General features: G+C 62.1%; 29 protein-coding genes. 9 read left to right on the top strand and 20 right to left on the bottom strand.

Annotated features, from left to right (window positions below):
* The first annotated feature begins 2 nt into the window (after positions 1-2).
* Together HNE_RS00380 and HNE_RS00375 are read left to right on the top strand one after the other, a co-directional pair.
* Positions 3-437: a nuclear transport factor 2 family protein gene (locus tag HNE_RS00380; protein WP_011645110.1), complete on the top strand. Its 435-nt coding sequence runs from the start codon at positions 3-5 to the stop codon at positions 435-437.
* On the top strand, positions 434-952 hold the full coding sequence (locus HNE_RS00375; RefSeq protein ID WP_011645109.1) for a GNAT family N-acetyltransferase: 519 nt from the start codon (positions 434-436) through the stop codon (positions 950-952). Before HNE_RS00380 ends, HNE_RS00375 begins: the two co-directional genes overlap by 4 nt.
* Here the strand turns inward: HNE_RS00375 and HNE_RS00370 are convergent.
* Positions 934-2,718, bottom strand: coding sequence for a putative bifunctional diguanylate cyclase/phosphodiesterase (locus HNE_RS00370; RefSeq protein WP_011645108.1), 1,785 nt, complete (start codon positions 2,716-2,718; stop codon positions 934-936). The genes HNE_RS00375 and HNE_RS00370 overlap by 19 nt on opposite strands.
* 109 nt (positions 2,719-2,827) lie before the next feature.
* Between HNE_RS00370 and hisB the strand changes: the two genes are divergently transcribed.
* Positions 2,828-3,424, top strand: coding sequence for an imidazoleglycerol-phosphate dehydratase HisB (gene hisB / locus HNE_RS00365; protein ID WP_035591342.1), 597 nt, complete (start codon positions 2,828-2,830; stop codon positions 3,422-3,424).
* Between the two features lie 15 nt (positions 3,425-3,439).
* Here hisB and HNE_RS00360 read toward each other — a convergent pair whose 3' ends face one another.
* A complete protein-coding gene (locus HNE_RS00360; RefSeq protein WP_011645106.1) occupies positions 3,440-4,747 on the bottom strand; it encodes a hemolysin family protein in 1,308 nt (435 codons plus the stop codon).
* A gap of 99 nt (positions 4,748-4,846) precedes the next feature.
* On the opposite strand from HNE_RS00360, the gene hisH reads away from it, so the two are divergent.
* Positions 4,847-5,479 carry an imidazole glycerol phosphate synthase subunit HisH gene (gene hisH, locus HNE_RS00355; protein ID WP_011645105.1) on the top strand — a complete coding sequence of 211 codons (633 nt, stop codon included), beginning with the start codon at positions 4,847-4,849 and terminating at the stop codon, positions 5,477-5,479.
* Positions 5,476-6,201 carry a 1-(5-phosphoribosyl)-5-[(5-phosphoribosylamino)methylideneamino]imidazole-4-carboxamide isomerase gene (hisA, locus tag HNE_RS00350; protein WP_011645104.1) on the top strand — a complete coding sequence of 242 codons (726 nt, stop codon included), beginning with the start codon at positions 5,476-5,478 and terminating at the stop codon, positions 6,199-6,201. Before hisH ends, hisA begins: the two co-directional genes overlap by 4 nt.
* 519 nt (positions 6,202-6,720) lie before the next feature.
* On the opposite strand, the gene HNE_RS17665 is transcribed toward hisA, so the two are convergent.
* Together HNE_RS17665 and HNE_RS00335 are read right to left on the bottom strand one after the other, a co-directional pair.
* Positions 6,721-7,482, bottom strand: a complete 762-nt coding sequence (locus HNE_RS17665; protein WP_011645102.1) for a GGDEF domain-containing protein — start codon at positions 7,480-7,482, stop codon at positions 6,721-6,723.
* A 106-nt stretch (positions 7,483-7,588) separates the two neighbouring features.
* On the bottom strand, positions 7,589-7,780 hold the full coding sequence (locus HNE_RS00335) for a hypothetical protein (protein WP_011645101.1): 192 nt from the start codon (positions 7,778-7,780) through the stop codon (positions 7,589-7,591).
* A gap of 151 nt (positions 7,781-7,931) precedes the next feature.
* Here HNE_RS00335 and hisF point away from each other — a divergent pair, with 151 nt between their 5' ends.
* Positions 7,932-8,690 carry an imidazole glycerol phosphate synthase subunit HisF gene (gene hisF / locus HNE_RS00330; RefSeq protein WP_011645100.1) on the top strand — a complete coding sequence of 253 codons (759 nt, stop codon included), beginning with the start codon at positions 7,932-7,934 and terminating at the stop codon, positions 8,688-8,690.
* A gap of 35 nt (positions 8,691-8,725) precedes the next feature.
* Here the strand turns inward: hisF and HNE_RS00325 are convergent, their stop codons facing one another.
* Positions 8,726-9,547, bottom strand: a complete 822-nt coding sequence (locus HNE_RS00325) for a crotonase/enoyl-CoA hydratase family protein (RefSeq protein ID WP_011645099.1) — start codon at positions 9,545-9,547, stop codon at positions 8,726-8,728.
* Positions 9,548-9,679: 132 nt separating this feature from the next.
* Here HNE_RS00325 and hisE point away from each other — a divergent pair, with 132 nt between their 5' ends.
* Positions 9,680-10,042 (top strand): phosphoribosyl-ATP diphosphatase, encoded by a 363-nt coding sequence (gene hisE / locus HNE_RS00320; RefSeq protein ID WP_011645098.1) that lies wholly within the window; start codon positions 9,680-9,682, stop codon positions 10,040-10,042.
* A gap of 63 nt (positions 10,043-10,105) precedes the next feature.
* On the opposite strand, the gene HNE_RS00315 is transcribed toward hisE, so the two are convergent.
* Positions 10,106-10,840: a DUF6065 family protein gene (locus HNE_RS00315; protein WP_011645097.1), complete on the bottom strand. Its 735-nt coding sequence runs from the start codon at positions 10,838-10,840 to the stop codon at positions 10,106-10,108.
* Positions 10,841-10,902: 62 nt separating this feature from the next.
* Here HNE_RS00315 and HNE_RS00310 point away from each other — a divergent pair, with 62 nt between their 5' ends.
* Positions 10,903-11,400 carry a prolyl-tRNA synthetase associated domain-containing protein gene (locus HNE_RS00310; protein WP_011645096.1) on the top strand — a complete coding sequence of 166 codons (498 nt, stop codon included), beginning with the start codon at positions 10,903-10,905 and terminating at the stop codon, positions 11,398-11,400.
* A gap of 67 nt (positions 11,401-11,467) precedes the next feature.
* On the opposite strand, the gene HNE_RS00305 is transcribed toward HNE_RS00310, so the two are convergent.
* The gene (locus HNE_RS00305) at positions 11,468-12,502 is read right to left on the bottom strand and encodes an aspartate-semialdehyde dehydrogenase (RefSeq protein ID WP_011645095.1); all 1,035 of its coding nucleotides are present in this window, start codon (positions 12,500-12,502) and stop codon (positions 11,468-11,470) included.
* Between the two features lie 125 nt (positions 12,503-12,627).
* Here HNE_RS00305 and HNE_RS00300 point away from each other — a divergent pair, with 125 nt between their 5' ends.
* Positions 12,628-12,999: a nuclear transport factor 2 family protein gene (locus HNE_RS00300; protein WP_011645094.1), complete on the top strand. Its 372-nt coding sequence runs from the start codon at positions 12,628-12,630 to the stop codon at positions 12,997-12,999.
* Here HNE_RS00300 and HNE_RS00295 read toward each other — a convergent pair.
* From HNE_RS00295 to leuC, 13 genes are all read right to left on the bottom strand, one after another.
* Positions 12,996-13,529, bottom strand: a complete 534-nt coding sequence (locus HNE_RS00295; protein ID WP_011645093.1) for an SRPBCC family protein — start codon at positions 13,527-13,529, stop codon at positions 12,996-12,998. The two genes, HNE_RS00300 and HNE_RS00295, sit on opposite strands and share 4 nt — an antisense overlap.
* The gene (locus HNE_RS00290; RefSeq protein ID WP_011645092.1) at positions 13,526-13,894 is read right to left on the bottom strand and encodes an ArsR/SmtB family transcription factor; all 369 of its coding nucleotides are present in this window, start codon (positions 13,892-13,894) and stop codon (positions 13,526-13,528) included. Before HNE_RS00290 ends, HNE_RS00295 begins: the two co-directional genes overlap by 4 nt.
* 54 nt (positions 13,895-13,948) lie before the next feature.
* The gene (locus HNE_RS00285) at positions 13,949-15,139 is read right to left on the bottom strand and encodes an amidohydrolase family protein (RefSeq protein WP_011645091.1); all 1,191 of its coding nucleotides are present in this window, start codon (positions 15,137-15,139) and stop codon (positions 13,949-13,951) included.
* Positions 15,140-15,220: 81 nt separating this feature from the next.
* The gene (gene leuB, locus HNE_RS00280) at positions 15,221-16,273 is read right to left on the bottom strand and encodes a 3-isopropylmalate dehydrogenase (protein WP_011645090.1); all 1,053 of its coding nucleotides are present in this window, start codon (positions 16,271-16,273) and stop codon (positions 15,221-15,223) included.
* Positions 16,274-16,365: 92 nt separating this feature from the next.
* Complete coding sequence (locus tag HNE_RS00275; protein WP_011645089.1) at positions 16,366-16,686, bottom strand: hypothetical protein; 321 nt, start codon at positions 16,684-16,686, stop codon at positions 16,366-16,368.
* 60 nt (positions 16,687-16,746) lie between these two features.
* The gene (locus HNE_RS00270) at positions 16,747-17,058 is read right to left on the bottom strand and encodes a hypothetical protein (RefSeq protein ID WP_035591339.1); all 312 of its coding nucleotides are present in this window, start codon (positions 17,056-17,058) and stop codon (positions 16,747-16,749) included.
* 84 nt (positions 17,059-17,142) lie between these two features.
* Complete coding sequence (locus HNE_RS00265) at positions 17,143-17,463, bottom strand: hypothetical protein (RefSeq protein WP_011645087.1); 321 nt, start codon at positions 17,461-17,463, stop codon at positions 17,143-17,145.
* Positions 17,464-17,585: 122 nt separating this feature from the next.
* The gene (leuD, locus tag HNE_RS00260) at positions 17,586-18,215 is read right to left on the bottom strand and encodes a 3-isopropylmalate dehydratase small subunit (protein WP_011645086.1); all 630 of its coding nucleotides are present in this window, start codon (positions 18,213-18,215) and stop codon (positions 17,586-17,588) included.
* Between the two features lie 11 nt (positions 18,216-18,226).
* Positions 18,227-19,105, bottom strand: coding sequence for a VOC family protein (locus tag HNE_RS00255; RefSeq protein WP_233351956.1), 879 nt, complete (start codon positions 19,103-19,105; stop codon positions 18,227-18,229).
* Positions 19,072-19,710 (bottom strand): glutathione S-transferase family protein, encoded by a 639-nt coding sequence (locus HNE_RS00250; protein WP_011645084.1) that lies wholly within the window; start codon positions 19,708-19,710, stop codon positions 19,072-19,074. The genes HNE_RS00255 and HNE_RS00250 overlap by 34 nt, the downstream gene beginning before the upstream one ends.
* A gap of 92 nt (positions 19,711-19,802) precedes the next feature.
* On the bottom strand, positions 19,803-20,786 hold the full coding sequence (gene cysK / locus HNE_RS00245) for a cysteine synthase A (RefSeq protein WP_011645083.1): 984 nt from the start codon (positions 20,784-20,786) through the stop codon (positions 19,803-19,805).
* A 95-nt stretch (positions 20,787-20,881) separates the two neighbouring features.
* Positions 20,882-21,844, bottom strand: coding sequence for a biotin synthase BioB (bioB, locus tag HNE_RS00240; protein WP_011645082.1), 963 nt, complete (start codon positions 21,842-21,844; stop codon positions 20,882-20,884).
* A gap of 25 nt (positions 21,845-21,869) precedes the next feature.
* Entirely contained in the window at positions 21,870-23,267 is a 1,398-nt protein-coding gene (gene leuC, locus HNE_RS00235) for a 3-isopropylmalate dehydratase large subunit (RefSeq protein WP_011645081.1), read from the bottom strand.
* Between the last annotated feature and the right edge of the window lie 21 nt (positions 23,268-23,288).

Raw genomic sequence — 23,288 nt, 5'->3', positions numbered from 1 at the left:
GCATGTCCGGCAGCAAACACACGATCCCCCTCACGGGCTTGTCCCCCAACACGCAGGCCTGGCTTGACTGGATGCTGACGGACCACTCGGCCGATGGCCTCTCGGGTATCCTTGCGGAAAATGTCGTCTTCAAAAGCCCCGTGGTTCACACGCCCCAGGAGGGCAAGGCGATCACCATGGCCTACCTGCTGGCGGCCGGCGAGACGCTCGGCAATGACGATTTCCGCTACACGCGCCTGTTCGACTGCGGCGACAAGGCGGTGCTGGAATTCGAGACGATAATGGACGGCATCCTCGTCAACGGTGTCGACATGATCGAATGGAACGCGGACGGCCAGATCGTTGACTTCAAGGTCATGGTCCGCCCCCTGAAGGCCATCCAGATGGTTCACGCGGCCATGGGCGCCATGCTCGCGAAAATGAAGGCCGGTGCATGAAAGCCCCTACACTTGAAACAGCCCGCCTGATCCTGCGCGGCGCGGAACCCTGCGACATCGATTTTGCCGCCGCCATGTGGGGATCGGAAGAGGTGACCCGCTATATCGGCGGCAAACCGCGCTCGCGCCAGGACGCCTGGTTTGCGCTGCTGCGCGGCGTCGGCCTGTGGGAAATGAAAGGGTTTGGCTATTGGGTCGTGACCGACAAGGCGACGGGGGAATTTCTCGGAGAAGCCGGCTTTGCCGATTTCGAGCGCGGCCTGCCCAAGGAACTGATCTACGGGCCTGAAGCAGGCTGGGCCTTCGGGCCGCAAACCTGGGGCAAGGGCGTCGCGACCGAAGCGGTCAGTGCCATGCATGCCTGGCTGGACGAGAACGTGTCCGCCTCAAGCTGCTGTGTGATCGAGCCAAGCAATCTGGCGTCCTGCAAGGTGGCAGGGAAGATCGGCTACCGTCACACCGGCCAGACATTACTGGCAGGCACGCCCGTAAACACTTACCGGCGCGGCACCTGATAGGCGTCGGGATTGCCCGTCTCGTCATTGGCGCCCAGCGGCTTCCAGGCGCGCAGCAGTTCCAGGAATGCCTGATCGGGCAGGCCGGGACTGTAGAGGAAGCCCTGCGCCATGGTGCAGCCCCGGCGGCGCAGGAAGTCTGCCTGCTTGGTGGTCTCGACGCCCTCGGCCACCGTCTTGAGGCCAAGCGTTTCGGCCATGGCGAGGATCATCTCGACAATCGCAGGGGCCTGACGATCCGTCTCCAGAGCAGACACGAATTGCCGGTCAATCTTGAACACGTCGAATGGCAGCTGGGTCAGCGTGGCGAGGTTTGAGTGGCCGGTGCCGAAGTCATCAATCGCGAGCTTGGTACCCATCGCCCGCAGCGGCGAGATGAACTCCGCCACCCGCGCGGGGTCTGACACGGCCATGCTCTCGGTGATCTCAAGCTCCAGCAGGCGGGGATGGAGCCCTGAGCGACGCAGCGCGCCCATGACGGTTTCGGTCAGGTCGTTACGCTGGAACTGGCTGGGCGAAACGTTGACCGCCACGGTCACATCATGGCCTTCCAGCTCCCAGGTGCGGGCTGCTTCACAGGCCGCTTCCAGGATCTGCTTGCCGATCTCTTCGATCAGGCCCGCTTCCTCCGCCACCGGAATAAAAGCCGCCGGCGAAATCAGCTTGCCATTCGAGCGCCGCCAACGGGCCAGCGCCTCGGCGCCAACGATGCGGCCGGTGGCAAAATCGATCTTAGGCTGGAAGACGGCCTTGAACTCACGGTTTTCCACCGCGTCGCGCAGCTCTGCCTCAAACCGGTAACGGCCCTGCACGATGCGCGTCAGGCGCGGCGTGAAGAAACGGAAACCCGACTGCGATTCATTCCGCACAAGGCGCAGCGCCAGCTTGGCATTCTGCATCAGCTTCTGCGGCGAGTCGGCGTCTTCCGGCGCCATCACGATACCGCCCGACAGCGACATGGTGACCGGGCGGCCAAGGATCGTGAACGGATCGTTGAAGGCGTTCCGGATGGCGCGGGCAATCGCGATCACATGTTCCCGGCTCCCGGCGTTGGGCATGAACAGCGTGAACTGGTCTGCCGTCAGCGCCGCGAGCATCGAGCCGCGCAATGCAGACGCGGACGGATCGGGCACATCGCTGAGCGCTTTTGAAATGCGCTGGGCGGCCGCATGGATCATCATGTCGCCATGCCCTGCCCCGACCTGCTCTACCAGGTGGGCGAAGCGGTCAATGTCGAGAAGGATGAATGCCGCGGGCCGCTCAAAACTGGCGCCTGGCAGCGTTTCGATAATCCGCTTTTCAGCGGCAAGCGCATTGGGAAGGCCCGTCCGGCTGTCGCGATATGCAATCTTGCGCAGATGGTCGTTCTCGCGCCGCAGCTTGCGCACAGTGCGGGTGGTGGCGACGCGGAGACGGCGCAGCTCCGGAAATTGCAGCGAATGGAGGTCAGCGTCCACATCGCCGCGGGACGACATCATATAGCCGGTGAAGCGCACGAACACGCCCTGGAGCGGACGCGCGAGCAGGTAACAGGCAGTTGAGGAAATCGCGATTGTTCCGATCAACATGCCCACGATTACCGGGAATGGAACGGTAAAACCGACCGGAGCGTCTGTGCCTCTGATGCGGAACACAACTTCCAGAGCGACGATCACAACAAACAGGAAAATGGACAACAGGGCGCCTGTCATCGCGGCAAATGCCGGAATGGTGAGGCGGCTGGTCAACCAGCCGACAAGTCTTCCCTGTTTCAGTCCATTGCCCACTCGGAAGCCCAACTCAGTAATTGCCGCAAAGACTGCGCCTTAGATGTTTAGGAATCCGTGAACACAGATGCGCTAGCTGTTGCGCCTCCGGCAGTTTATATGGCTTTCCATGACCCAGACCCGCACCGCAGACGTCTCCCGCAGCACAAAGGAAACCGAAATCTCGGTATCCGTTAACCTTGATGGCACCGGTAAAGCCGACATCGAGACGGGAATCGGCTTTTTCGATCACATGCTGGACAGCCTGGCGCGCCATTCGCTGATCGACCTGAAAGTGCGCTGCAAGGGCGACACCCATATCGACTTCCACCACTCGGTGGAGGACACCGGCATCGTTATCGGCCAGGCGATTGCCAAGGCGCTGGGCGATTTTGGCGGCATCACGCGCTTTGGCCATGCCTATATCCCGATGGACGAGACGCTGACCCGCGCCTCAGTCGACCTGTGCAAACGCCCCTACCTGATCTGGAAGGTGGAGTTCCGGCGCGACAAGATCGGCGAGATGGATACTGAACTCTTCAAGGAGTTCTTCCATGCCCTGGCCGGCAATGGCGGCATGTGCCTGCACGTCGAGAACATCTATGGCGAGAACAACCACCACATCGCCGAAAGCTGTTTCAAGGCGACAGCCCGCGCCCTGCGCACCGCCATCACGGTGGACCCGCGCCTTGGCGGCAAACCGGCCAGCACCAAGGGCAGCCTCTAGGCGCCCCTGCCCGGCTCAGCCTGAGGGGTCTTCATCCTTGGCGTTGACGCGCGAGACCAGCACCTTGTCGAGGCGCCGGCCGTCCATGTCGATCACCTCGAACATCCACCCGTTGACACGGGCCTTGTCGCCCAACTCCGGCACGCGCTGAAGATGGTGCATCACGAGGCCGGCAACGGTTGAGAACGGATCATCATCGGCGCCGATATTTGACACGCCGAGCACGATCTCGACATCTTCAACCGCCATGCGGCCATCGATCAGCCAGCTGCCATCTTCGCGCAGCTGGGGCCGGTCGAGCCCATCGGCCAGCGAGAAGGCCACATCCCCTGCGATGGCGCCCAGCACATCGGCGGCGGTGACAATGCCTTCGACATGGCCCAGCTCATCCACCACCAGCGCCATCTGAACCGGGCTTGCCTGCATGCTTTCCAGCACGCGCAGTACGCTCATTGTCTCTGGCACGAAGAGCGGCTCATGGCCGACATCTTCAAACTTCGGCAGACGCACACCGCCGGACTGGGCGAGAACATCCTTCGTCTGAACAATCGCGGTCACATGCTCCAGATCGCCGCGCGCGACCGGAAAGCGCGAATGCCCGCTAACCGACATTTCCTTCAGAAGGTCTTCAGACGGATCATCCAGGTCCAGCCAGACAACCTCGTTGCGCGGCGTCATGATCGAGCGCACGTCCCGGTCGGCCAGGCGCATCACGCTGCGGATCATCGTGCGTTCTTCGGCGTCGATCGCCCCGCTGGCGGCGCCTTCTTCGATCATGCTTTCGATTTCTTCCTCAGTGACGCTGTCGATGCGCATCTTGCCCATGCCGATCAGGGAGAGGATCAGATTGGTTGAGCCCCGCAGGATGAACACGATGGGAAAGGCAATCTTCGACAGCATCGCCATCGGCGGCGCCACGACGGCGGCAAAGGCTTCAGGCGCGGCCAGCGCAACGCGCTTGGGCACAAGCTCCCCGATGATCAGCGACAGATAGGTGGTGAACACGATCACCACGGCAAAGGCGATGAAGGCCGCGTTGTCTTCAAGCGCCGGGGCGAAGCGGACAATCAGCGGTACCACATCTTCCGCCAGCGCCGTTGCGCCATAGGCGCCGGCCACGATGCCGACCAGCGTGATGCCGATCTGGACGGTCGAGAGAAAGCGCGAAGGGTCTTCCTGCAATTTGAGCGCTGCGCGGGCGCCCAGATTGCCCTTGTCTGCCATCATCTGAAGGCGGGCGCGGCGGGCGGAAACAACGGCAAGTTCCGACATCGCGAAAACGCCGTTAAGCGCTATGAGCGCTATAAGGAGCAAAAGGTCCATGATGGCGCGCCATATGCCGCAATCTGCGATTTCCGCCAAGCGACATTTCTGGGGGCGGCTTAATTGCCATGCTCCCCTGCCCCCGCTAAGAGCGCGGCCATGACGCGTGTCGCCCTCATTGATTACGGATCAGGCAACCTGCACTCCTGCGCGCGGGCGCTGGCCGCCGCGGCCGGAGACGCGGGCGCCGTTCACGTCACGTCCCGCCCCGAAGACATCCTCAATGCCGAACGCATCGTATTGCCCGGCGTCGGCCACTTTGCCGACTGCGCAGGCGCGCTGCGGGCCATTCCGGGCATGGTCGAGGCGCTGGACGAGGCGGTGACACGCAAGGGGCGGCCATTCCTGGGCATCTGCGTTGGCATGCAGCTGATGGCGGATATGGGCCTGGAAGACGGCGAGACGCGCGGCCTTGGCTGGGTGCATGGCATTGTCGAGGCGCTGGAACCGGCGCCGGGCCTGCCGGTGCCCCATGTGGGCTGGAACGAGCTGATGATCCCGGCGCCCCACCCGGTGCTGGAGGGCCTCGGCGAGACGCCCCACGCCTATTTCACCCATTCCTACGTGTTCCGCCCCGAAGACGAGGCAAAGGTTGCCGCCTGGACCGAGTATGGCCCGCCCTTCGCCGCCGCCATCGCGCGCGACAACCTCATCGGCACGCAATTCCATCCCGAAAAGAGCCAGCGCCTCGGCCTGACGCTGCTCGCCAACTTCCTGAAATGGCACCCATGACCTTCACCCTCTATCCCGCCATTGACCTGAAAGACGGCGCCTGCGTGCGCCTCCTGCGCGGGGAGATGGACGCGGCCACCGTGTTCAACACGGACCCCGCCGACCAGGCCCGCGCCTTTCATGCGATGGGCTTCACCCATCTGCATGTGGTGGACCTCAACGGGGCGTTCGCCGGCGCGCCGGTCAACCGCGCGGCCGTCGAAGGCATCCTGAAGGCCACCCCTGCCCCGGTACAGCTGGGCGGTGGCATCCGCACGCGGGCGCAGATTGATGCCTGGCTGGAAGCGGGCATCAGCCGCGTCATCCTCGGCACCATTGCCCTGCGCGACCCCGAACTGGTGAAAACAGCTGCCCGCGCGCTGCCCGGCCGCATCGTGGTGGGGATCGACGCGAAGGATGGCATGGTGGCCGTGGAAGGCTGGGCCGAGACCAGCGACATGAAGGCGACCGAGCTTGCCAAGGCGTTTGAAGGCTGCGGCGTGGCCGCCATCGTCGCCACCGACATTGGCCGCGACGGACTGAAAACCGGCGTCAATGTTCCGTTCACGGCAGAGCTCGCCCACGCCGTCTCCATCCCCGTCATCGCCTCCGGCGGCGTGCGCGACGTGAACGACATCCGTGCCCTGAAGGCTTCGGGCGCACCGATTGCGGGGTCTATCCTGGGGCGGGCGCTGTATGATGGGGATATTGTGGCGAGCGAGGCGATTGAGGCGGCGGGTTAGGCTAAGGAACCTAACCCGCCGGTGGCTCATGTCGTGTGACACGCCAGCGAGCAGTAATAACACCCGTTGGACTGCCAATATGATTCTTTAGCCTTTCGCACCGCGGGGGCGCAGCTTTCAAACAAGCCGAGGTATTGTCGATTCATCACGTCCGGAAGGCGTGTACAGCTGTTCTTGTGTACTTCGTGGTCACCGTTTGGTTGAGCATTCATATTCACGTAGTAGTGGTCAGCCATTTTTGGGCTCCATGTAGAGCCGAGGGGTTGCCGATGCGGAGCCGTTGCCATACACCGAATCACCGCCTCGGCGGTTGAAAAAACCGGGGGGCGCAGGCTTCGACGCCAAATCTTGTGCCTGCGCTCCCTCGGACCCCATAGATATGGGATACAGAGAGTTACCGGACTCGCTTGGGTTGAGTCCAGCCTCCAATAGGCGAATGCACAAAAAAGCGGTTAACGAGAGGTTAACGGCAGTAGTTTTTGCATTTTATTCAAAGACATGGAGCGGTTCGGGACATCCCTACCCCACCCGCGCCAGCGGCGGAACGGGTTCGTCCTCGTACATCATCACACGGTTTTTCCCGGCCTGTTTGGCGCGGTAGAGAGCTTCGTCGGCGCGGTTGAGGAGGGCGGAGAGGGTTTCCCGGCCGGTTTCGCGGCTGAGGCCGAGGCTGATGGTGACCTGGCGGGTGAGGCTCTGCGCACTGTGATCGGCGGCGGCCACCGCGCGCACCAGGGCGGCGCAGGCGGCGCGCGCTGCCCGCGCATCGGCAAAGACGCCCGCCAGCGCAAATTCTTCCCCGCCAAGGCGCGCCACGATGGCGCCGGGCGGGGCCAGCCTGCGTAATATTCCGGCTACGGAGATCAGCACGCCATCGCCCGCCTCATGGCCATGGGCATCGTTCACACGTTTGAAATTATCGACATCCGCAATCGCGCAGTAAAATTGCCCGGCCCCGGCATCGGCCTGCATCTGAAGCACGCTGGCAGTGGCAAAGAAGGCGCGCCGGTTTGGCAGGCCGGTCAGCTCGTCTTCATTCGCAAGGCGGTGGTTTTCCTGCGCCAGGCGCTCTGCCCGCATCTGCGCGCGCAGTACAAACCAGCTGCACGCCGGCGCAATGATCAGCGGCATGAAGATGCACGCGGCATAGATGGACGGCCGGTCGATGACCTTATCAATCAGGGTCCAGATATAGACAGGCACGAAGGTGAAAAATACCGACGCGGCCGTGGTGATCACGCCCGTGCGGATAGCCTTCTGAAGTGCCTTGGATACCTGCATTCGCCCCGCCCATTTCGATGGGGAGACCGTATCAGCTCATGCTTAAAGCCGCCTCCGGAAGACCGGTGAAATTTTACCGGTTCCGGAAGGCAAATGGCCGTTTTTACTACAGCGCCGAGGATAATGGCCGGCGCAGGCGACGCCGCGTGCGCAGGGCATGGGACAAGTCGGTTTCACCCTCCGGCGCGCCAGGCGCGGCCTGCAGGCGCGACAGCCCGGCGGCCAAGCGCGAGAGCGCTTCGGCTTCATCATTCTGCAGGCGGGCGGATGTGTTCCGCTCCAGTCGTTTCATGTCCATTCTTCTCAACTCCTTCGCTAACCGGTCCAGTATTCTGGTTCGAGATCAGCCTCCCGTTGCGTCAATATAGGCGCGAAACGCGCCCCTTCCCACCCCGGTAAACCTTACGGATTGTTTGCATTCGCGCGCCTTTGGCGGCAAAGGAGCGGCCATGCTGAAAACCCGCATCATCCCCTGCCTCGACGTGAAAGACGGGCGCACCGTGAAGGGCGTCAATTTCGTGGACCTGAAAGACGCCGGAGACCCCGTCGCCCTTGCCCGCGCCTATGACGCGGCGGGCGCCGACGAGCTTTGCTTCCTCGACATCACCGCCAGCCATGAAGGCCGCGGCACGCTGCTGGAAACGGTCAGCCGCACGGCTGAGGCGTGCTTCATGCCGCTGACCGTTGGCGGGGGCGTGCGCTCGGTGGAAGATATGGTGGCGCTGTTGCGCGCAGGGGCGGACAAGGTGGCCATCAATTCGGCCGCCGTGGCAGACCCGGCGCTGGTCTCCGCCTGCGCGGCGAAGGCTGGGCGGCAATGCGTGGTGGTGGCCATTGATGCGCGCGCCGTCGGCGACAGCTGGGAAATCTTCACCCATGGCGGGCGCAAGGCCACGGGCATCAACGCAGTCGAGTTTGCCCGCGAGGCCGCCAAAAGGGGCGCGGGCGAAATCCTGCTTACCTCAATGGACCGGGACGGGACGAAATCTGGCTATGACATTCCGCTGCTGAAGGCGGTCTCGTCTGCCGTCACCATCCCCGTCATCGCCAGTGGCGGGGCCGGGAGCGTCGAAGACTTTGCCCCTGCGGTGCTGGAAGGCGGGGCGAGCGCGGTGCTCGCCGCCTCGATCTTCCATTTCGGCGAGGCGAGTTTGGCAGAGGCGCGGGCTGCGCTGGCCAAGGCCGGCGCGCCGGTGCGGACGGTCTAGCCCCCTCCCCGCTTCCAGCGAGGGGGCTTGAAGAATTACTCCGCGAACACCGGTTTGCGCTTCTGCATTTCCGACATCACCGCTTCCATCTGGTTGGGCGTGCGCATCACCTTGTTCTGCTCGTCGCTTTCCATCTGGAGAAGCTCGGCGTCGGTGGCATCCTGCATCGCGTTGAAGAGGCGCTTTGCCCCCTGCATCGCGGCGGGGTGTTTCGCTGCCATCACGCGGGCGAGCGCGAGCGCATCTTCCAGCGGGTTCTCAGACACATGCGTGGCAAAGCCCAGTGCCTGGGCCTCCGTGCCGCGGAACTCGCGATTGGTGTAGGTCAGCTCACGGAGCACATCGTCGCGCACATTGCCGCGCCAGAGGGGGTAACCGGCCATATCCGGCACGAGGCCCCATTTCATCTCCATAATGGCGCAGCGCGTCTCAGGATGGATGAAGCGGATGTCAGCGCCCGAAAGGATCTGAAAGCCGCCGCCGAATGCCACGCCATGGGCGGCCGCGATCACCGGCACGTTCAGCTCGCGCCAGCCCCAGGCCACATATTGGGCAAGGTTTGCGATGCCATGGCTGCGCCCATCCAGATTGCTGGTGGGGCTCGCTTTTTCCGGTTTCTTCTCGCCGCTGCCGCCGCCCCCGCCGGTGAAATTCGACAGGTCCAGCCCGGCGCAGAAGGCGCGGCCCTCGCCGGAGAGCACCACGACGCGCAGGCCCTTCATGGCTTTCAGCTTGTCGATGGCCTCGGCAATGCCGGCAAACATGGCGGGGTCGAGGGCATTCATCTTGTCGGTGCGGTTAAGGCGCACATCGGCAATGCCGTCTTCGAGCATCGTGATCAAAACGCGGTCGTTCATCTGGGTCGTCCTCCGGAACTTTGAGATGAAACTGGCGCCCTTCCGCTGGGGACGTCAAGGACTGCCCCAGCGCGAAAGGTTGTCTCCGCCTCGCCTCTTCTACCTTCGCAGATAACGCGGTAAGGAAGCCCCATGACCGCCAAAGCCCCCCTCGCCTCGCCTGACCGTCTCGCCGCCGCCCTTGCGCATCTGGCCGAAACCATCGACGCGCGCGCCCTGGACGGAGACGCCTCCTCCAGCTGGACGGCCAAGCTGCTGGCCAAGGGGCCAGACGCCGCCGCCGCCAAGGTGGCCGAGGAAGGCGGGGAGCTGGCAGACGCCGTCCGCCGGGAGAGCGATGACCGGGTGGCGAGCGAAGCGGCCGATGTGATCTATCACGTCTTCGTCGCGCTTCGGTCGCGGGGCGTGGCCCTCGACGCGGTTGCCGGCGCGCTGGAAGCCCGCCAGGGCACATCCGGCATTGCCGAAAAGGCCGCGCGCCCCGGCACGGAGTGAAAAAACTCCAACGGCGTTGGAGTTTTTTGGCGCCCTTATCCACGGGACAGGGCGCCGCAAACCTCACATTTCTTTCGGGGGCTTCAGGCGGCGCTTGGTCTGGTGGCTGTCCACCTTTTCTCCGTCGGGTTTTTCCCCCCGCATATAGTGGCGTTGCCAGCGGGCTTTCATGGCATTTTCCTCGCCGACCTTGAGCCGGGAGTTGAAGTCCGCCCGGCTCTCGCGCCAGCCTTCATATTCCTTCACCAGCTCAGGATTGGACTTCAGGGCCTTGCGTTCCGGAGTGATCTCTTCCAGCCGCTTGTGTTCCATAAGTGTAACGAAAGCAAAGGGTTCGCCCTTCTGGAAGATCACCTCGCCTGGCCGGGTCATCTGCCAGTTCATGGTGAAGGGAAAGGGCAGCCAGTCGGTTTCGACCAGGCCCGTGAGGGGGGCAATGCCGTCCTTGGGCCAATTCGGCGGCCCGGTCACCCAGACGCCCCAGCCGGGCGGAGTGCGGAACAGGTGGCCGGTGTGAAACGTCACGATCCCCCGCATGAAATGGCTGTCGGCAAAGCTCGGAATCGCCGCCGGATCGCCCCGCGTCAGAAGCTGTATGTCCTCATTCCGCGGCCCGCCATTCCATTTGATCTTGATGTCCATCGGGCAGAGGATTTCCCACCCAGTCGAGTTCGCCATCGTGAGGGGAAGACACCGATAAGGGTGGCGATCGGTGAAGGCATCCATCCATTCGCGGTCCGACCGGGCGGGCACGATTTCCGGGGCAACATCGTAAATCTTATAACATTCAAGGCGCATGGGCTGGCTTTCCGCTTCCTGGCTGCTTGACGGACAGCCAAAGTCCTGCCCCAAAGGATACCATGCCCGCAAGCCCTGAAGACCTGTTCGCCTATCTTGATGATCTCGGCATCGCGCACGCCACCACCTGGCATGAGGCGATGTTCACGGTGGAGCAGTCCTCCGCCCTGAAGGCGGACATGCCCGGCGCGCATACAAAGAACCTCTTCCTGAAGGACGCGGGCGGCGACTTGGTGCTGATTGCGGCAGAGGCCCATAACCAGCTGAAACTCAACCAGCTTCACCGAAAGATCGCCACCAAGCGCCTCTCCTTTGGGGCGCCAGAGCTGATGACAGACGTGCTTGGCGTAACACCGGGATCGGTCACGGCCTTCTCCCTGATGAACGACCAGCCGCCCCGCGTGCGCTTCCTGGTCGACGCGGTCCTGGCGGGCGCGGATGTGGTGAATTTTCACCCGCTGACCAATACCGGCACCACCGCCATCTCACAGGCTGACTTCCGCCGTTTTGTTGAAGCGACCGGGCACAGCTTTGAAGTGGTGGACTTTTCAGAGCTCTAGAAACGAACATCCCGGCAACGCAGGGCGTGGCCGGGATGTTCAATTCGTCCCTCAGGACAGCCCGCGCCTAAGCGTGGACTTTCTCCGGTTTGATGATGCCGCGATTGAGCAATTCCTCAGCGATCTGGACCGCGTTCAGAGCCGCGCCCTTGCGGAGATTGTCCGACACGCACCAGAAGGCGAGGCCGTTTTCTGTGGTGGGATCGTGACGGATGCGGCTGATATAGGTTGCCCACTCCCCCACGCACTCTTTGGGCGTGATGAAGAGATCTTCCTTGGGATCATCCACCACCATGAGGCCGGGGCTTTCACGCAGCAGGGCGCGGCATTCATCCGCGCTCATATGCCCGATGGTTTCGATGTGTACCGCTTCGGAGTGGCCGACAAACACCGGCACGCGCACACAGGTGGCCACCAGCTCAATCTTTTCATCGAGAATTTTCTTCGTCTCGACGCGCATCTTCCACTCTTCCTTGGTGTAGCCATCGTCCATGAACACGTCGATCTGCGGGATGACGTTGAAGGCGATCTCCTTCTGGAAGACCTGCGGGGCGGGTTCGTCATTGACGAAAATGCCGCGCGTCTGGTTCCACAGCTCGTCCATGGCTTCCTTGCCGGCGCCGGAGACAGACTGATACGTCGCCACGACGACCCGTTTGATGCCGACAGCGTCATGGATGGGCTTCAGCGCCACAACGAGCTGCGCCGTGGAGCAGTTCGGATTGGCGATGATCCGCTTCTTCTCATAGCCGAGAACCGCGTCTGCGTTCACTTCCGGGACCACCAAGGGCACATCCGGGTCCATCCGCCATTGCGACGAGTTGTCGATAACGATGGCGCCCGCCTTGGCAATCTTCGGCGACCACTCTTTCGAGACCTTGCCGCCTGCCGACATCAGCACGACATCGACGCGGCTGAAGTCAAACTGCTCCAGGTCATGGCATTTCAGGGTCCGGTCTCCATAGGAGACCTCCTTGCCAATCGACCGGCGCGAAGCGACTGCGAAAACTTCGTCGGCGGGGAAGAGTCGCTCGTCCAGAATGTTGAGGAGTTCCCGCCCAACATTACCTGTGGCGCCGACAACCGCGATGCGTGTGCCCATTTTTATCTCCTCTGGTTCATGTTGGCGGGCTATATGGCCCATCTCGCGCCCATCTTAAAGCGGCTTGTGCAATTCAGCCGCGTCAGGCAGGACTGCGCCGGGCTTAACAGGGCGGAGCAGACACAATGCTCGACGAGATCATCCGCAAATACATCGCGGCCTATAATGAGCGCGATATCGACGCCATGCTGACCTATGTGACCGATGATGTGGTGTTCGAGAACATCTCCAATACCGGCCAATCCATGCGCCTTGAGGGCAAGGACATGATGCGCCAGGTGGCCGAAGTGTCGGGTAACGCGTTCTCCTATCGCCGCCAGCGGCTGATCAATCTTGTCTCAGGCGCCGGCAAAGCTGCTGCTGAAATCGAGTTTGAAGGCCGCGCGGCGGTTGACCTGCCGACCGGCGTGAAAGCGGGCCAATCGGTGAAGGTGCGCGGGGCGAGCTTCTTCGAGTTTCGCGGCCCCCTGCTCTGCCGGATTGCCGATTACAGCTAGGCCGGGAACCGCTGGTCGTAGTCTGAGCGCAGTTGCACCCAGTTGTCCCAATGAGGCCTTGGTGTTGCGCCTTCGAGTTTGGCTTCCAGAACATCCACATGCGCATGCCATCCAGCAGAGACGCTGAGAAGTACATCGCGGGTCGGCGGGCGGCGATGTGTGATCGTCAGAAGCGTATCATCGCCCTGCGGCGCCAGTTCAAACAGAACATCGCTTTGGACACCCCAGGTGATGAAAAGACGCCGGGGGGCGTCAACCTCCAAGACCTTGCAGACCATACGGTTTTCCGCGCTCATCCCTTCAGGCCGCTTGCCGGGTGGGTTAGTCAGCTCGTCATTCCGCCAAACGAATTCAAACTCTGTACCAGGACGAAGCTCCATGTCGCCCGAAGCCAGCCATTGACTGCGCAGCTCGCCCTCCGTGAGATACGACCAGACGCGCTCCACAGAACCAGGCAGCATGCGTTGCATCTTCAGCACGGTCGGCTCAATCAGCTGGCCGTAGACAGTGTTTTTGGTGGTCTGGGTCATTTCCTTTTTCCTTCCGGGCTGGGGGATTGCTTTGCGTTATCAGCCTCGCGCAAGAGCCGTTCGAGAGTATCGAGGCGACCCGTCCAGAACTGCTGGTAGAAGGTCAGCCACTCATGCGCGCCGGCCATAGGGCCAGGATCGAGATGGCAGACATGCGTCCGCCCACGCACTTCCCGCCGGATGAGGCCGGCGCTTTCCAACGCCTTGATATGTTTGGAGGCCGCAGCCAGCGACATCTCGAACGGCTGGGCGAGCTGACTTATGGTGCGCTCGCCCTCGCTCAGCTCCCGGAGCATATGACGGCGGGTGCTATCTCCCAAGGCATGGAAGATAGCGTCGAGACGGGGAGATTCTTGTTCAACCATGTGGTTGAATATGGAGACAGGAACTCAATTGTCAACTAGTTGGTTGAATATAAATCAGCCCGTGGCTTTCAGGCCCGGCCGCCGCAAGTCTCTCGCCAGGCCTTCTCCCATAAGGTCGATGAAATTCTCCGAATAGAAGCGTTCCACCTGCGTTGGCGTGCAGCCTGCGAGCGTTTCATCGAACCGCTTGAGCGGGTTCCTGCCGCCCTCGACATGGGGATAGTCTGACGAGAAGAGGCAGACCTCATCCCCCGAATTGCGAATAATCCAGCCGGCATCTTCATGCGGATAGGGCGCCGCGCGGAACTGGCGGCGGACAATTTCGGAAGGCTTGGCCGATAATTTCTGCAATCGTTCTTCATTGCGCCCGAACGCATGGGCAGCCGAATCCATGGACCGCATCCACCCGGGAACCCAGGACGCGCCAAGCTCGATAGCCCCCCATTTCAAATTCGGGAAACGGTCAAACACGCCATCGAAAATCAGTGTGGAGAGCGTCTGCATCGCTGCGTTTGGGATCGGCATATAGGAAACGGAGGTGAAATTATCGTCACCGCCATGGAAATCGGGCACCGGCGGCAGGCCGTTTTCCTTGTAGACCGGGTTGAGTTTTTCCTCCCCCCCGACATGCAGGAGGATCGGCAAGCCCGCCTCTTCCGCCGCGCGCCAGACCGGATCGAGACCGATATGGCTGGGCGCATGTTTTTGCGGGCAAAGTGAGGGCACCATGATGGCCTTGGCGCCCAGCTGGATAGCCAGCCTGGCGGTTTGCTTCGCCCTCTGAAAATCTTCCAGCGGCACATAAGCAACGGGCAGCAGACGCCGGTCAACCGAGCAGAAGTCGGTCATCATACGGTTATGGGCATCGGCGGCCGCGTAACAAAGTTCCATGTCGCCCGACTGGTCGAGCCCGAAATTTCCGAGACAGAAGGTGGTGAACACAAGCTGGCTGGCAAAGCCCAGCCGGTCCATCACGGCCGGGCGATCTTCCCGCCGGAATGATCCGAGCGCCTCATAGTTTTTCTTGAGAAGGATCGCGTCTCCGGCAGCGGCGCGATAGGCGGCGTCCTCATGCCGGGCGCGTTCCTTGTTCATCCAGTGAGCGTGAGAATGCTTTGCCTGGTAGACGGGAAGCGCGTGATAGCGTTCCAGCAGGCGCGCCTCGAAATAGGGATCGAGGCAATCGGTCATTTCCATCAGATGGCTGTCGGCATCATGAATGAGCCGCCCGGCAGCATACGACATTGCTTGTTTCCTCCGCTCTTCTTTTGAGCGGAGGATGTCACAAGGTGGCCGGCTTGTCCAAATCCGGACGCGTTACGGCGCTCAGAGCGCGTTGAGAACCGCGTCCGCCATTGCACGGGTGCTCAGATCTCCGCCAAGGTCCCGCGTGCGGGCACCGCGGTCGAGCGCCTTGCCAACGGCGGCGAGCAGCGTATCAGCGGCTTTCTCTTTACCGAGCGACCAACGCAGCGCCATTTCGAGCGACAGGATGGCCGCGCAGGGGTTGGCGATGCCCTGCCCGGCAATGTCGGGCGCGGAGCCGTGGACCGGCTCATAGAGGCCCGGCGTGCCGGGCGCGCCTAGCGAGGCGGATGGCAACATACCGATCGAGCCGGTCAACATAGCCGCCGCGTCCGACAGGATGTCGCCGAAGAGATTATCTGCCAGGATCACGTCAAACTGCTTGGGCGCGCGGACGAGTTCCATGGCGCAGGCATCTGCATACATGTGGGCCAGCTCCACCCCGGCGCCGAGTTCGGCATGCGCGAGGGTAACTTCCTGGCGCCAGAAGAGGCCAGATTCCATCACATTGGATTTTTCAACCGAGGTAACGCGGCCATTCCGGCCACGCGCTATGTCAAACGCGATGCGGGCAACGCGCTCGACTTCCGGGTGGGTATAAATCGCCGTGTCATAGCCGCGGCGCAGGCCGCCCTCTTCGTCGATGCCGCGAGGCTGGCCGAAATAGACCCCGCCGGTCAGCTCGCGGACGATCATCAGATCAAGCCCTTCGACGCGGTCCTTCTTCAGGCTGGAGGCATCGACCAGCGCTGGAAAACAGAAAGCCGGTCGCAGATTGGCAAAGACATCCAGTCCCTTGCGGAGCGCCAGGAGACCCGCTTCAGGGCGCTTATCACGCGCCGTTGCCGTCCATCTGGGGCCGCCAACGGCGCCAAGCAGAACGGCGCTGGCCTTCCGGGCACGGTCCAGCGTCTCATCGGTCAGGGGCGTGCCGTGGGCATCAAAGCTTGCGCCACCGACGAGCCCTTCTTCAATCTGCACGTCCGGCACAAGCGCTTCGGCGATACGCCGGGCCTGTGCGACAACTTCGGGGCCGATGCCATCGCCCGGCAATAGGAGGAGAGTCTGTTTCATGCGCGGCTGTTTGGCAGGAAAATTACGGGCCGTCGAGGCGGCTTAAAGTGCCATTGCCTCTTCAGGTTCGCTTTGTTGCGATATCCCTTCGATCAGCAGGTGCCCTCGCCCTGAGTCGAGCAACCGGTCGTCAGCCTCTGAATCCTGTCAGTGGAGGATTTCGCGTTCTCGGCCATCACGATGTCGAACTCTTTCCAGGCCTTTTCAGATTTGCATTCCTTTGCCGGAAAACGGCTGCCGGTGACCTGCATGGAACGGCAGGCGACGACCGTGCCATCGTCCGTCATCTTGCCCTCCATGGCGGCAGTAATCTTGTCGCCTTTGCTCACGGTTTCATTTGTAGCGGGCGTCGCGCACGCCGCGAGAATACCGGCTGCAAAGACAGCGGTGGCAGGCTTCAGAAAGTTGATCATGCTCAGTCCTGTTGAGGCTTTTAATGATTTAAATTCGGATGGTGTTATCGAGAGCCAGGATCAGCAGGGCCCGTTGGCGCACCCACTATTCACGCGCTGAATCCTGTCCGTGGATGATTTGGCGTTCTCGGCCATGATCGCGTCGAACTCTTTCCAGACCTTCTCGGACTTGCATTCCTTTGCCGGAAACCGGCTGCCGGTAACCTGCATGGACCGGCACACAACGACCGTGCCGTCGTCCGTCATCTTGCCTTCCATCGAGGCGGCGATCTTCTCGCTTGTGTCGACAGTTTCGTTTGTCGCGGGCGTTGCGCACGCCGCGAGAATGCTGACGGCAAAGGCGGCGATGGAGGTCTTCAGAAGGTTGATCATGTTCGGTCCCGTGCGATTTGGTCGAGCCTGCTTCGCCTGCGCCCGCGCAGAAGGTTCACCAGGCTATGTTGAGTATGCCTGGGCTCAGCAGGAGCCCGTCGTCGAGCACCCCGTATTCAGGCGCTGAAACTTGTCGGTCTCGTTTTTAGCGTTGCTCGCCATCTGCTGGTCGAAATTCTCCCAAGCCGCTTCGGACTTGCATTCTTTCACCGGAAACCGGCTGCCCGTGACCTGAATTGAGCGGCATTTTATAACCGTGCCGTCGGGCGCAGTCTCGCCTTCCATACCGGCGGTAATCGTGTCCGCAGAAGCAAGCGCGGTCATGCCCGACGTATTAGCGGCGCAGCCGCCAAGCGTTGCTGCAGCAACAAGCGAAACAATGCAGGACTTCACTGTGAATGCCATCAGGCCGTACCCTTCCGCTGAGAAATTTAGATGTTTCCGCAGAAATGTATGGCAGCGCCGTTCGGGCCTTGCAATTGATTGTCGATAAAATTGCCGACCCTGAATACGGATAGCCCGAACGTTCAGCGCGCGCCTTCGAGCCAGGGCGTTGTCAGGCGGCGTTGATCCTCGAAATTGTCGATGGCGGACGCGGCTGTGAGGGACGCGCCAATTTCATCAAGGCCGGCGATCAGATTCGACTTCCGGCCGGGATCAACTTCAAAGGCGTGCACCTCTCCCGAGGGCGTCGTCACAGTCTGGGCCTGCAGGTCCACCGAGAAGACATGGTTCGGGCCGCCAGCTTCCGCCGCCAGCTTGTCACAGACATCGGCTGGCAGGCGCACGGGAAGAATGCCGTTCTTGTAGCAATTGTTGTGGAAGATGTCGGCAAAGGAGGGCGCGATGATGCAGGTGATGCCCTGATCGGCCAGGGCCCACGGCGCATGTTCACGCGAGGAGCCACAACCGAAATTGTCGCCTGCGATGAGAATGCTCGCCTTGGCGTATTGCGGCCGGTTGAGCACGAAATCGGGGTCTTCTGAACCGTCTGCCCGCGTTTTCAACTCATAGAAGAGGCCCTTGGCGAGCCCCGTCCGCTCGGTCGTCTTCAGGAACTGTTTGGGGATGATCATGTCGGTATCGACATTGGACATGGGTTTCCCCTTGTCCATCAGCGGCGCGGCGGTTCCGTCGAGGCGTGTGAAAGGTGTCATGGGCTGAGCTTTTAAACCCCCTCATGGGCAATGAACAAGGTGGGCACATTCATTGTGCCGTTCCGGACCGTGAAAACCCGGCTGCCGGGCTTGCGGCCCTTGCGGATTTCCGAAACCTCAAAGCCACTGGACGTCAGGCGCGCATGAGCGGCGGCAATATCGGCGACGGCCCATGTAAGCCCCCAGAAACTGTCTGCCTTGGTATAATCTTCAGGATCAGCCAGGCGCTGGGCAATTTCGATGGTCAGACTTCCGGTGCGGAAAAAGATCAGGCGCACGCCCCAATCCGGATTTGTCCGGTCCATCGCCAGGCGTAATCCGAGCTTAGCGCCATAGAAGGCCAGTGTGCGGTCGGGCGCGGCCGTGTTGATCACCGCATGGTCGAGCCCATGCACCGCGTCTGCCGGGGCCGGGTGAGGTTGAAGCGCCCCTTCCCCCGGCTCGATGATGAACACCTTGATGCCGCCGGTCTTCGTGTCCGGAATCCGGAAACGCTGCCATGCTCGCGCCGCGCCGGTCTGCGAATGTACAGACTGCCCGTCGGCGACCGGTTCTGGCTCAAGACCTCTTCGGGTGAAGGTGTCGTGGTCTCCAGCGGTGCCATCACTGCCAAAGGCAAGCGTCGTCAGGCCGGGGCCGTCTGCCTCGATGATCTCTGCCAAGCGCGCCGCCAACGGCCCTTCGCCCGCAGGCGCCAGCAGCTCCAGCGCCGTATTGCCCAGCCGGAACAGCGCAGACGCGCCGCCCCCTTCCACATCCGCCCGCCAGTCAGCCTTCCGGCCGAGAAGCTTCTCATAGACAGCTACGCCCGAGGTAATCTCCGGGCAGACAAGCACCAGATGATCGAGCCCCGTAATCACGCCGCTTTGACACTCGCTTGCGGAAGACACTCCTGCGGGCCTTTAAAGCCTGCGAGATCTTCCACGCGCGCCATCCATTTGCGCACATTGCCGAAGGGCTGAAGATCAATCTGCGCCTGGCTGCAATAGCTGGCGATGCCGTAGATATCGATGTCAGCAATGGTTGCGCCGCCCCCTACCAGCCAATTGCGGCCAGCGAGCAGACCATCAAGCTCCTTCAGCGCGCCGAGCGCGGATTGAAGGTTTGCAGCGGCCACCTCTTCAGGAAACTTGAAGAAGCCGAGCTTCAGGGCGCGCGTACGATAGACGCCAACGGCGAGCGGGCCTGCGCCCCAGAACTGCCACTCGCGCGCGCTGAGGCGTTCGGAGCGGTCCTTCCCGGCAAACTGACCCGTTTCATCGGCGAGGTAATCAAGGATCACCGAGGATTGGGACAGGCAGACGTCCTTCTCATGGTCTTCCAGCACCGGCACCTGGCCGTAACGGTTCTTGGCCAGGAAAGCGTCTGCCTTGTGGGCACCGGCCCGCAGATCGACATGTTCGTAATCATGCGGGGTATTGGTGAGACGCAGCATCAGGCCGACCTTATAGGTCGGGCCCGATGGCCACATTCCATGTAGTGTGTATCGCGCCATAATCGGCTTCCTCCGGATGAATTTTCTGGTGGCATCTATCCACCAGCTGCCGAAGATTGGCGAGCCCTGCCGCTGCGAAGCCCCCTACCCTGTCAGACGCCGTCAAACAGAGCCGTTGAGAGATAGCGCTCGGCAAAGCTTGCCAGGATGACCACGATTGTCTTGCCCGCCATCTCCGGCCGCTTGCCGATGCGAACGGCTGCCGCGGCTGCCGCGCCGGAAGAAATACCACCGGGAATGCCTTCGGTCTTGGCGAGCTTACGGGCCATCGCAAAGGATTCCTCATTGGAGACTTTCACGATCTCGTCAATCAGGCTCGTATCCGCGTTACCCGGCACAAAGCCGGCGCCGATGCCCTGGATCATATGGGGGCCAGGTGCGCCGCCGGACAAGACCGGGGAGGCTTCAGGCTCAATCGCAAACATCTTCAGGCTCGGCTTGCGGGGCTTCAGCACGCGCCCAACGCCCGTGAACGTGCCACCCGTGCCGATGCCCGAAACAATGGCGTCGACAGCGCCGGCGGTATCGGACCAGATTTCCTCTGCCGTTGTCTTCTCATGGATCGCCGGGTTTGCCGGATTGTCGAACTGGCTGGGGCTGACGGCGCCAGGGATTTCGGCGAGCAGTTCATTGGCCCGCGCGATGGCCCCGCCCATGCCTTTTTCTTTCGGCGTCAGCACCAGCTCGGCGCCGAGATAGGCCAGCATCTTGCGCCGCTCCACAGACATGGACTCCGGCATGGTGAGGATCAGGCGGTAGCCTTTGGCGGCCGCCACGAAGGCGAGGCCAATGCCGGTATTGCCCGAGGTAGGCTCAATCAGGACACCGCCGGGCTTCAGCTTGCCTTCGGCCTCCAGTCCCAGGATCATCGCGAGGCCGATCCGGTCCTTGACGCTGGCGAGGGGATTGAAGAATTCCAGCTTGAAGAGGATGTCGGCGTCAACGCCCTCGGCCTTGGCGAACTTTTCGGCGCGAACGAGCGGGGTCGCGCCAACCGTTTCAAGGATCGAGCCGTAAATCCGGCCGCGCGGTCCATCGAGCGTTACGCCGCCCTCGAGTTTCACTGTTCCGGCCATGCCGAACTCTCCCTTCAGGATTATCTTGAAGGGAGAATATCGGCCCGCAGCGGGAGAATGGCAACCAAACTCGGGTAAGCTCTGCTAAACTCAGCCTAGCACTTCGAGCAACCACCCCCCACGGATTCGAGCAGGCGCGCGTCCTTGTCCATGGCGGGATTGGCAGTTGTCAGCAGGCGGTCGCCCACAAAAATTGAGTTGGCGCCGGCGAGGATGCAGAGGGCCTGGCCTTCGGCGCTCATCGTTTCGCGCCCGGCAGAGAGGCGCACCCAGCTTTTCGGGAATACGATGCGGCAGACCGCAATGGCGCGGGCGAGCTCGAGCGTATCGAGCTCTTCGCTATTGGCCAGAGGTGTGCCCTCGATGGGCACGAGCTTGTTGACCGGTACGCTTTCTGGATGGGGGCTAAGCAGGGAAAGCTCATGGATGAGGCCTACCCGGTCAGAGCGCGACTCGCCCATGCCGAGGATGCCGCCACAGCAGAGCTTGATGCCGGCCTGTCGCGCACGGCCGAGCGTTTCGATCCGGTCGTCAAACGTCCGTGTCGTGACGACCGTGCTGTAATACTCGCGCGAGGTGTCGAGGTTGTGATTGTAATAGTCGAGGCCCGCTTCTTTCAGCGCTTCAGCCTGGCCTTCTTCAAGCATGCCGAGCGTGACGCAGGTCTCAAGGCCTTCTGCCTTCACAGCCGAGATCATCTCTGCCACTTTTGGCAGGTCGCGATCTTTCAGCGAGCGCCAGGCGGCGCCCATGCAGAAACGGTCCGCGCCGTTGGCCTTTGCGCGGCGAGCAGCATCAACAACTTCTTCAACCGGGAGCAGCTTCTCAGCCTTAAGGCCTGTCTTGAAGCTCGCTGACTGGCTGCAATAACCGCAATTCTCGGCGCAGCCGCCGGTCTTGATCGACAGGAGCTGCGACTTTTGCACGGCGCCGTCTGCCCAATGGGCTGCCTTCACGGCGAGCGCGCGGGCGAAAAGCTGATCGAGGGGCAGATCATAGATTGCCGCAATCTCTTCGCGGGTCCAGTTCTGGCGGGGGGTGAGGTCAGAAGACGTCATGAAATGATCCTGATCAGTTAACAGATTATCCGAGCACGCCATTGATGGCGGCACGGGCGGCCAGAGCAGGGCTCATCAGATGGGTACGCCCACCCCTGCCCTGCCGACCCTCGAAATTGCGATTTGATGTGGAGGCGCACCGTTCGCCTGGCGAAAGAATATCCGGGTTCATGCCAAGGCACATGGAGCAGCCTGGCTCGCGCCATTCAAAGCCAGCTTCCATGAGAACAAGATCGAGGCCTTCGGCTTCGGCTTGCGCCCGAACGAGGCCGGAACCCGGCACAACCATGGCCCGCACGCCGTCTGCCACCTTGTTGCCTTTGGCCACTTCAGCGGCGGCGCGCAGATCCTCGATCCGGCTGTTGGTGCACGAGCCGATGAAAACGCGCTGAACGGGCGTGCCCGCGATCGGCTTGCCGCCCTCAAGGCCCATATAGTCCAAAGCGCGCTCGCACGCGGCGCGCTTGACCGGGTCGGAGAAATCCTCGGGTTTCGGAATGATGCCGGAAATCGCGATGCCCTGTTCCGGGCTGGTGCCCCAGGTGACGGTCGGCTCAACGTCTTCGCCCTTGATGCGCAGCACCTCATCGAAGACAGCATCATCGTCTGAATACAGCGTGCGCCAGTGTTTCTCGGCCAGCTCCCAGGCGCCGCCCTTGGGCGTGGACGGGCGGCCCTTCATGTACTCGAACGTAACATCGTCTGGCGCAACAAGACCTGCGCGGGCCCCGCCTTCGATCGAGAGATTGCAGAGCGTCATGCGCCCTTCCATGGAGAGCGCGCGGACCGCTTCGCCGCGATACTCGATCACATGGCCCGTACCACCGGCGGTCCCGGTGATGGCGATGACATGCAGCGCGAGATCCTTGGCGGTGACCCCGTCGCGCAAACGGCCGGACACTTCCACCGCCATATTCTTCATTTTGCGCGCGCGCAGTGTCTGCGTGGCGAGCACATGCTCGACTTCAGAGGTGCCGATGCCATGCGCCAGCGCGCCGAACGCGCCGTGGGTTGAGGTATGGCTGTCGCCGCATACGATCGTCATGCCCGGCTGGGTGCGCCCCTGCTCCGGGCCGACGACATGGACGATACCGTTATTGATGTCGCCCATCTGGAAGAACTCGATGCCGTACTCGGCGACATTGCGGGTCAGCGTCTCGAGCTGGTTGCGCGCCTCGGCATCCTTCACGCCCGCCAGCCCGAGCGCCTGGTTTTCTGTCGGCGTGTTGTGATCGGCGACCGCGAGCGTCAGTTCAGGCCGGCGCACCTTGCGGCCTGCGGCTTTCAGGCCCGCAAAAGCCTGAGGCGTCGTCACCTCATGAATGAGGTGGAGATCGATATAAAGAAGGCTCTCACCTGACTGCGCATCGGTGTGAACGACATGGGAATCCCAGATCTTGTCGTAGAGTGTCTTTGCGGACATTTCGGCCTCTCACTTTCGCGG

It is taken from the genome of Hyphomonas neptunium ATCC 15444 (assembly GCF_000013025.1).
GTDB classification, from domain to species: domain Bacteria; phylum Pseudomonadota; class Alphaproteobacteria; order Caulobacterales; family Hyphomonadaceae; genus Hyphomonas; species Hyphomonas neptunia.
The sequence above is the reverse complement of the archived record's forward strand: the minus strand, read 5'-3'. Positions and strand labels throughout refer to the sequence as shown.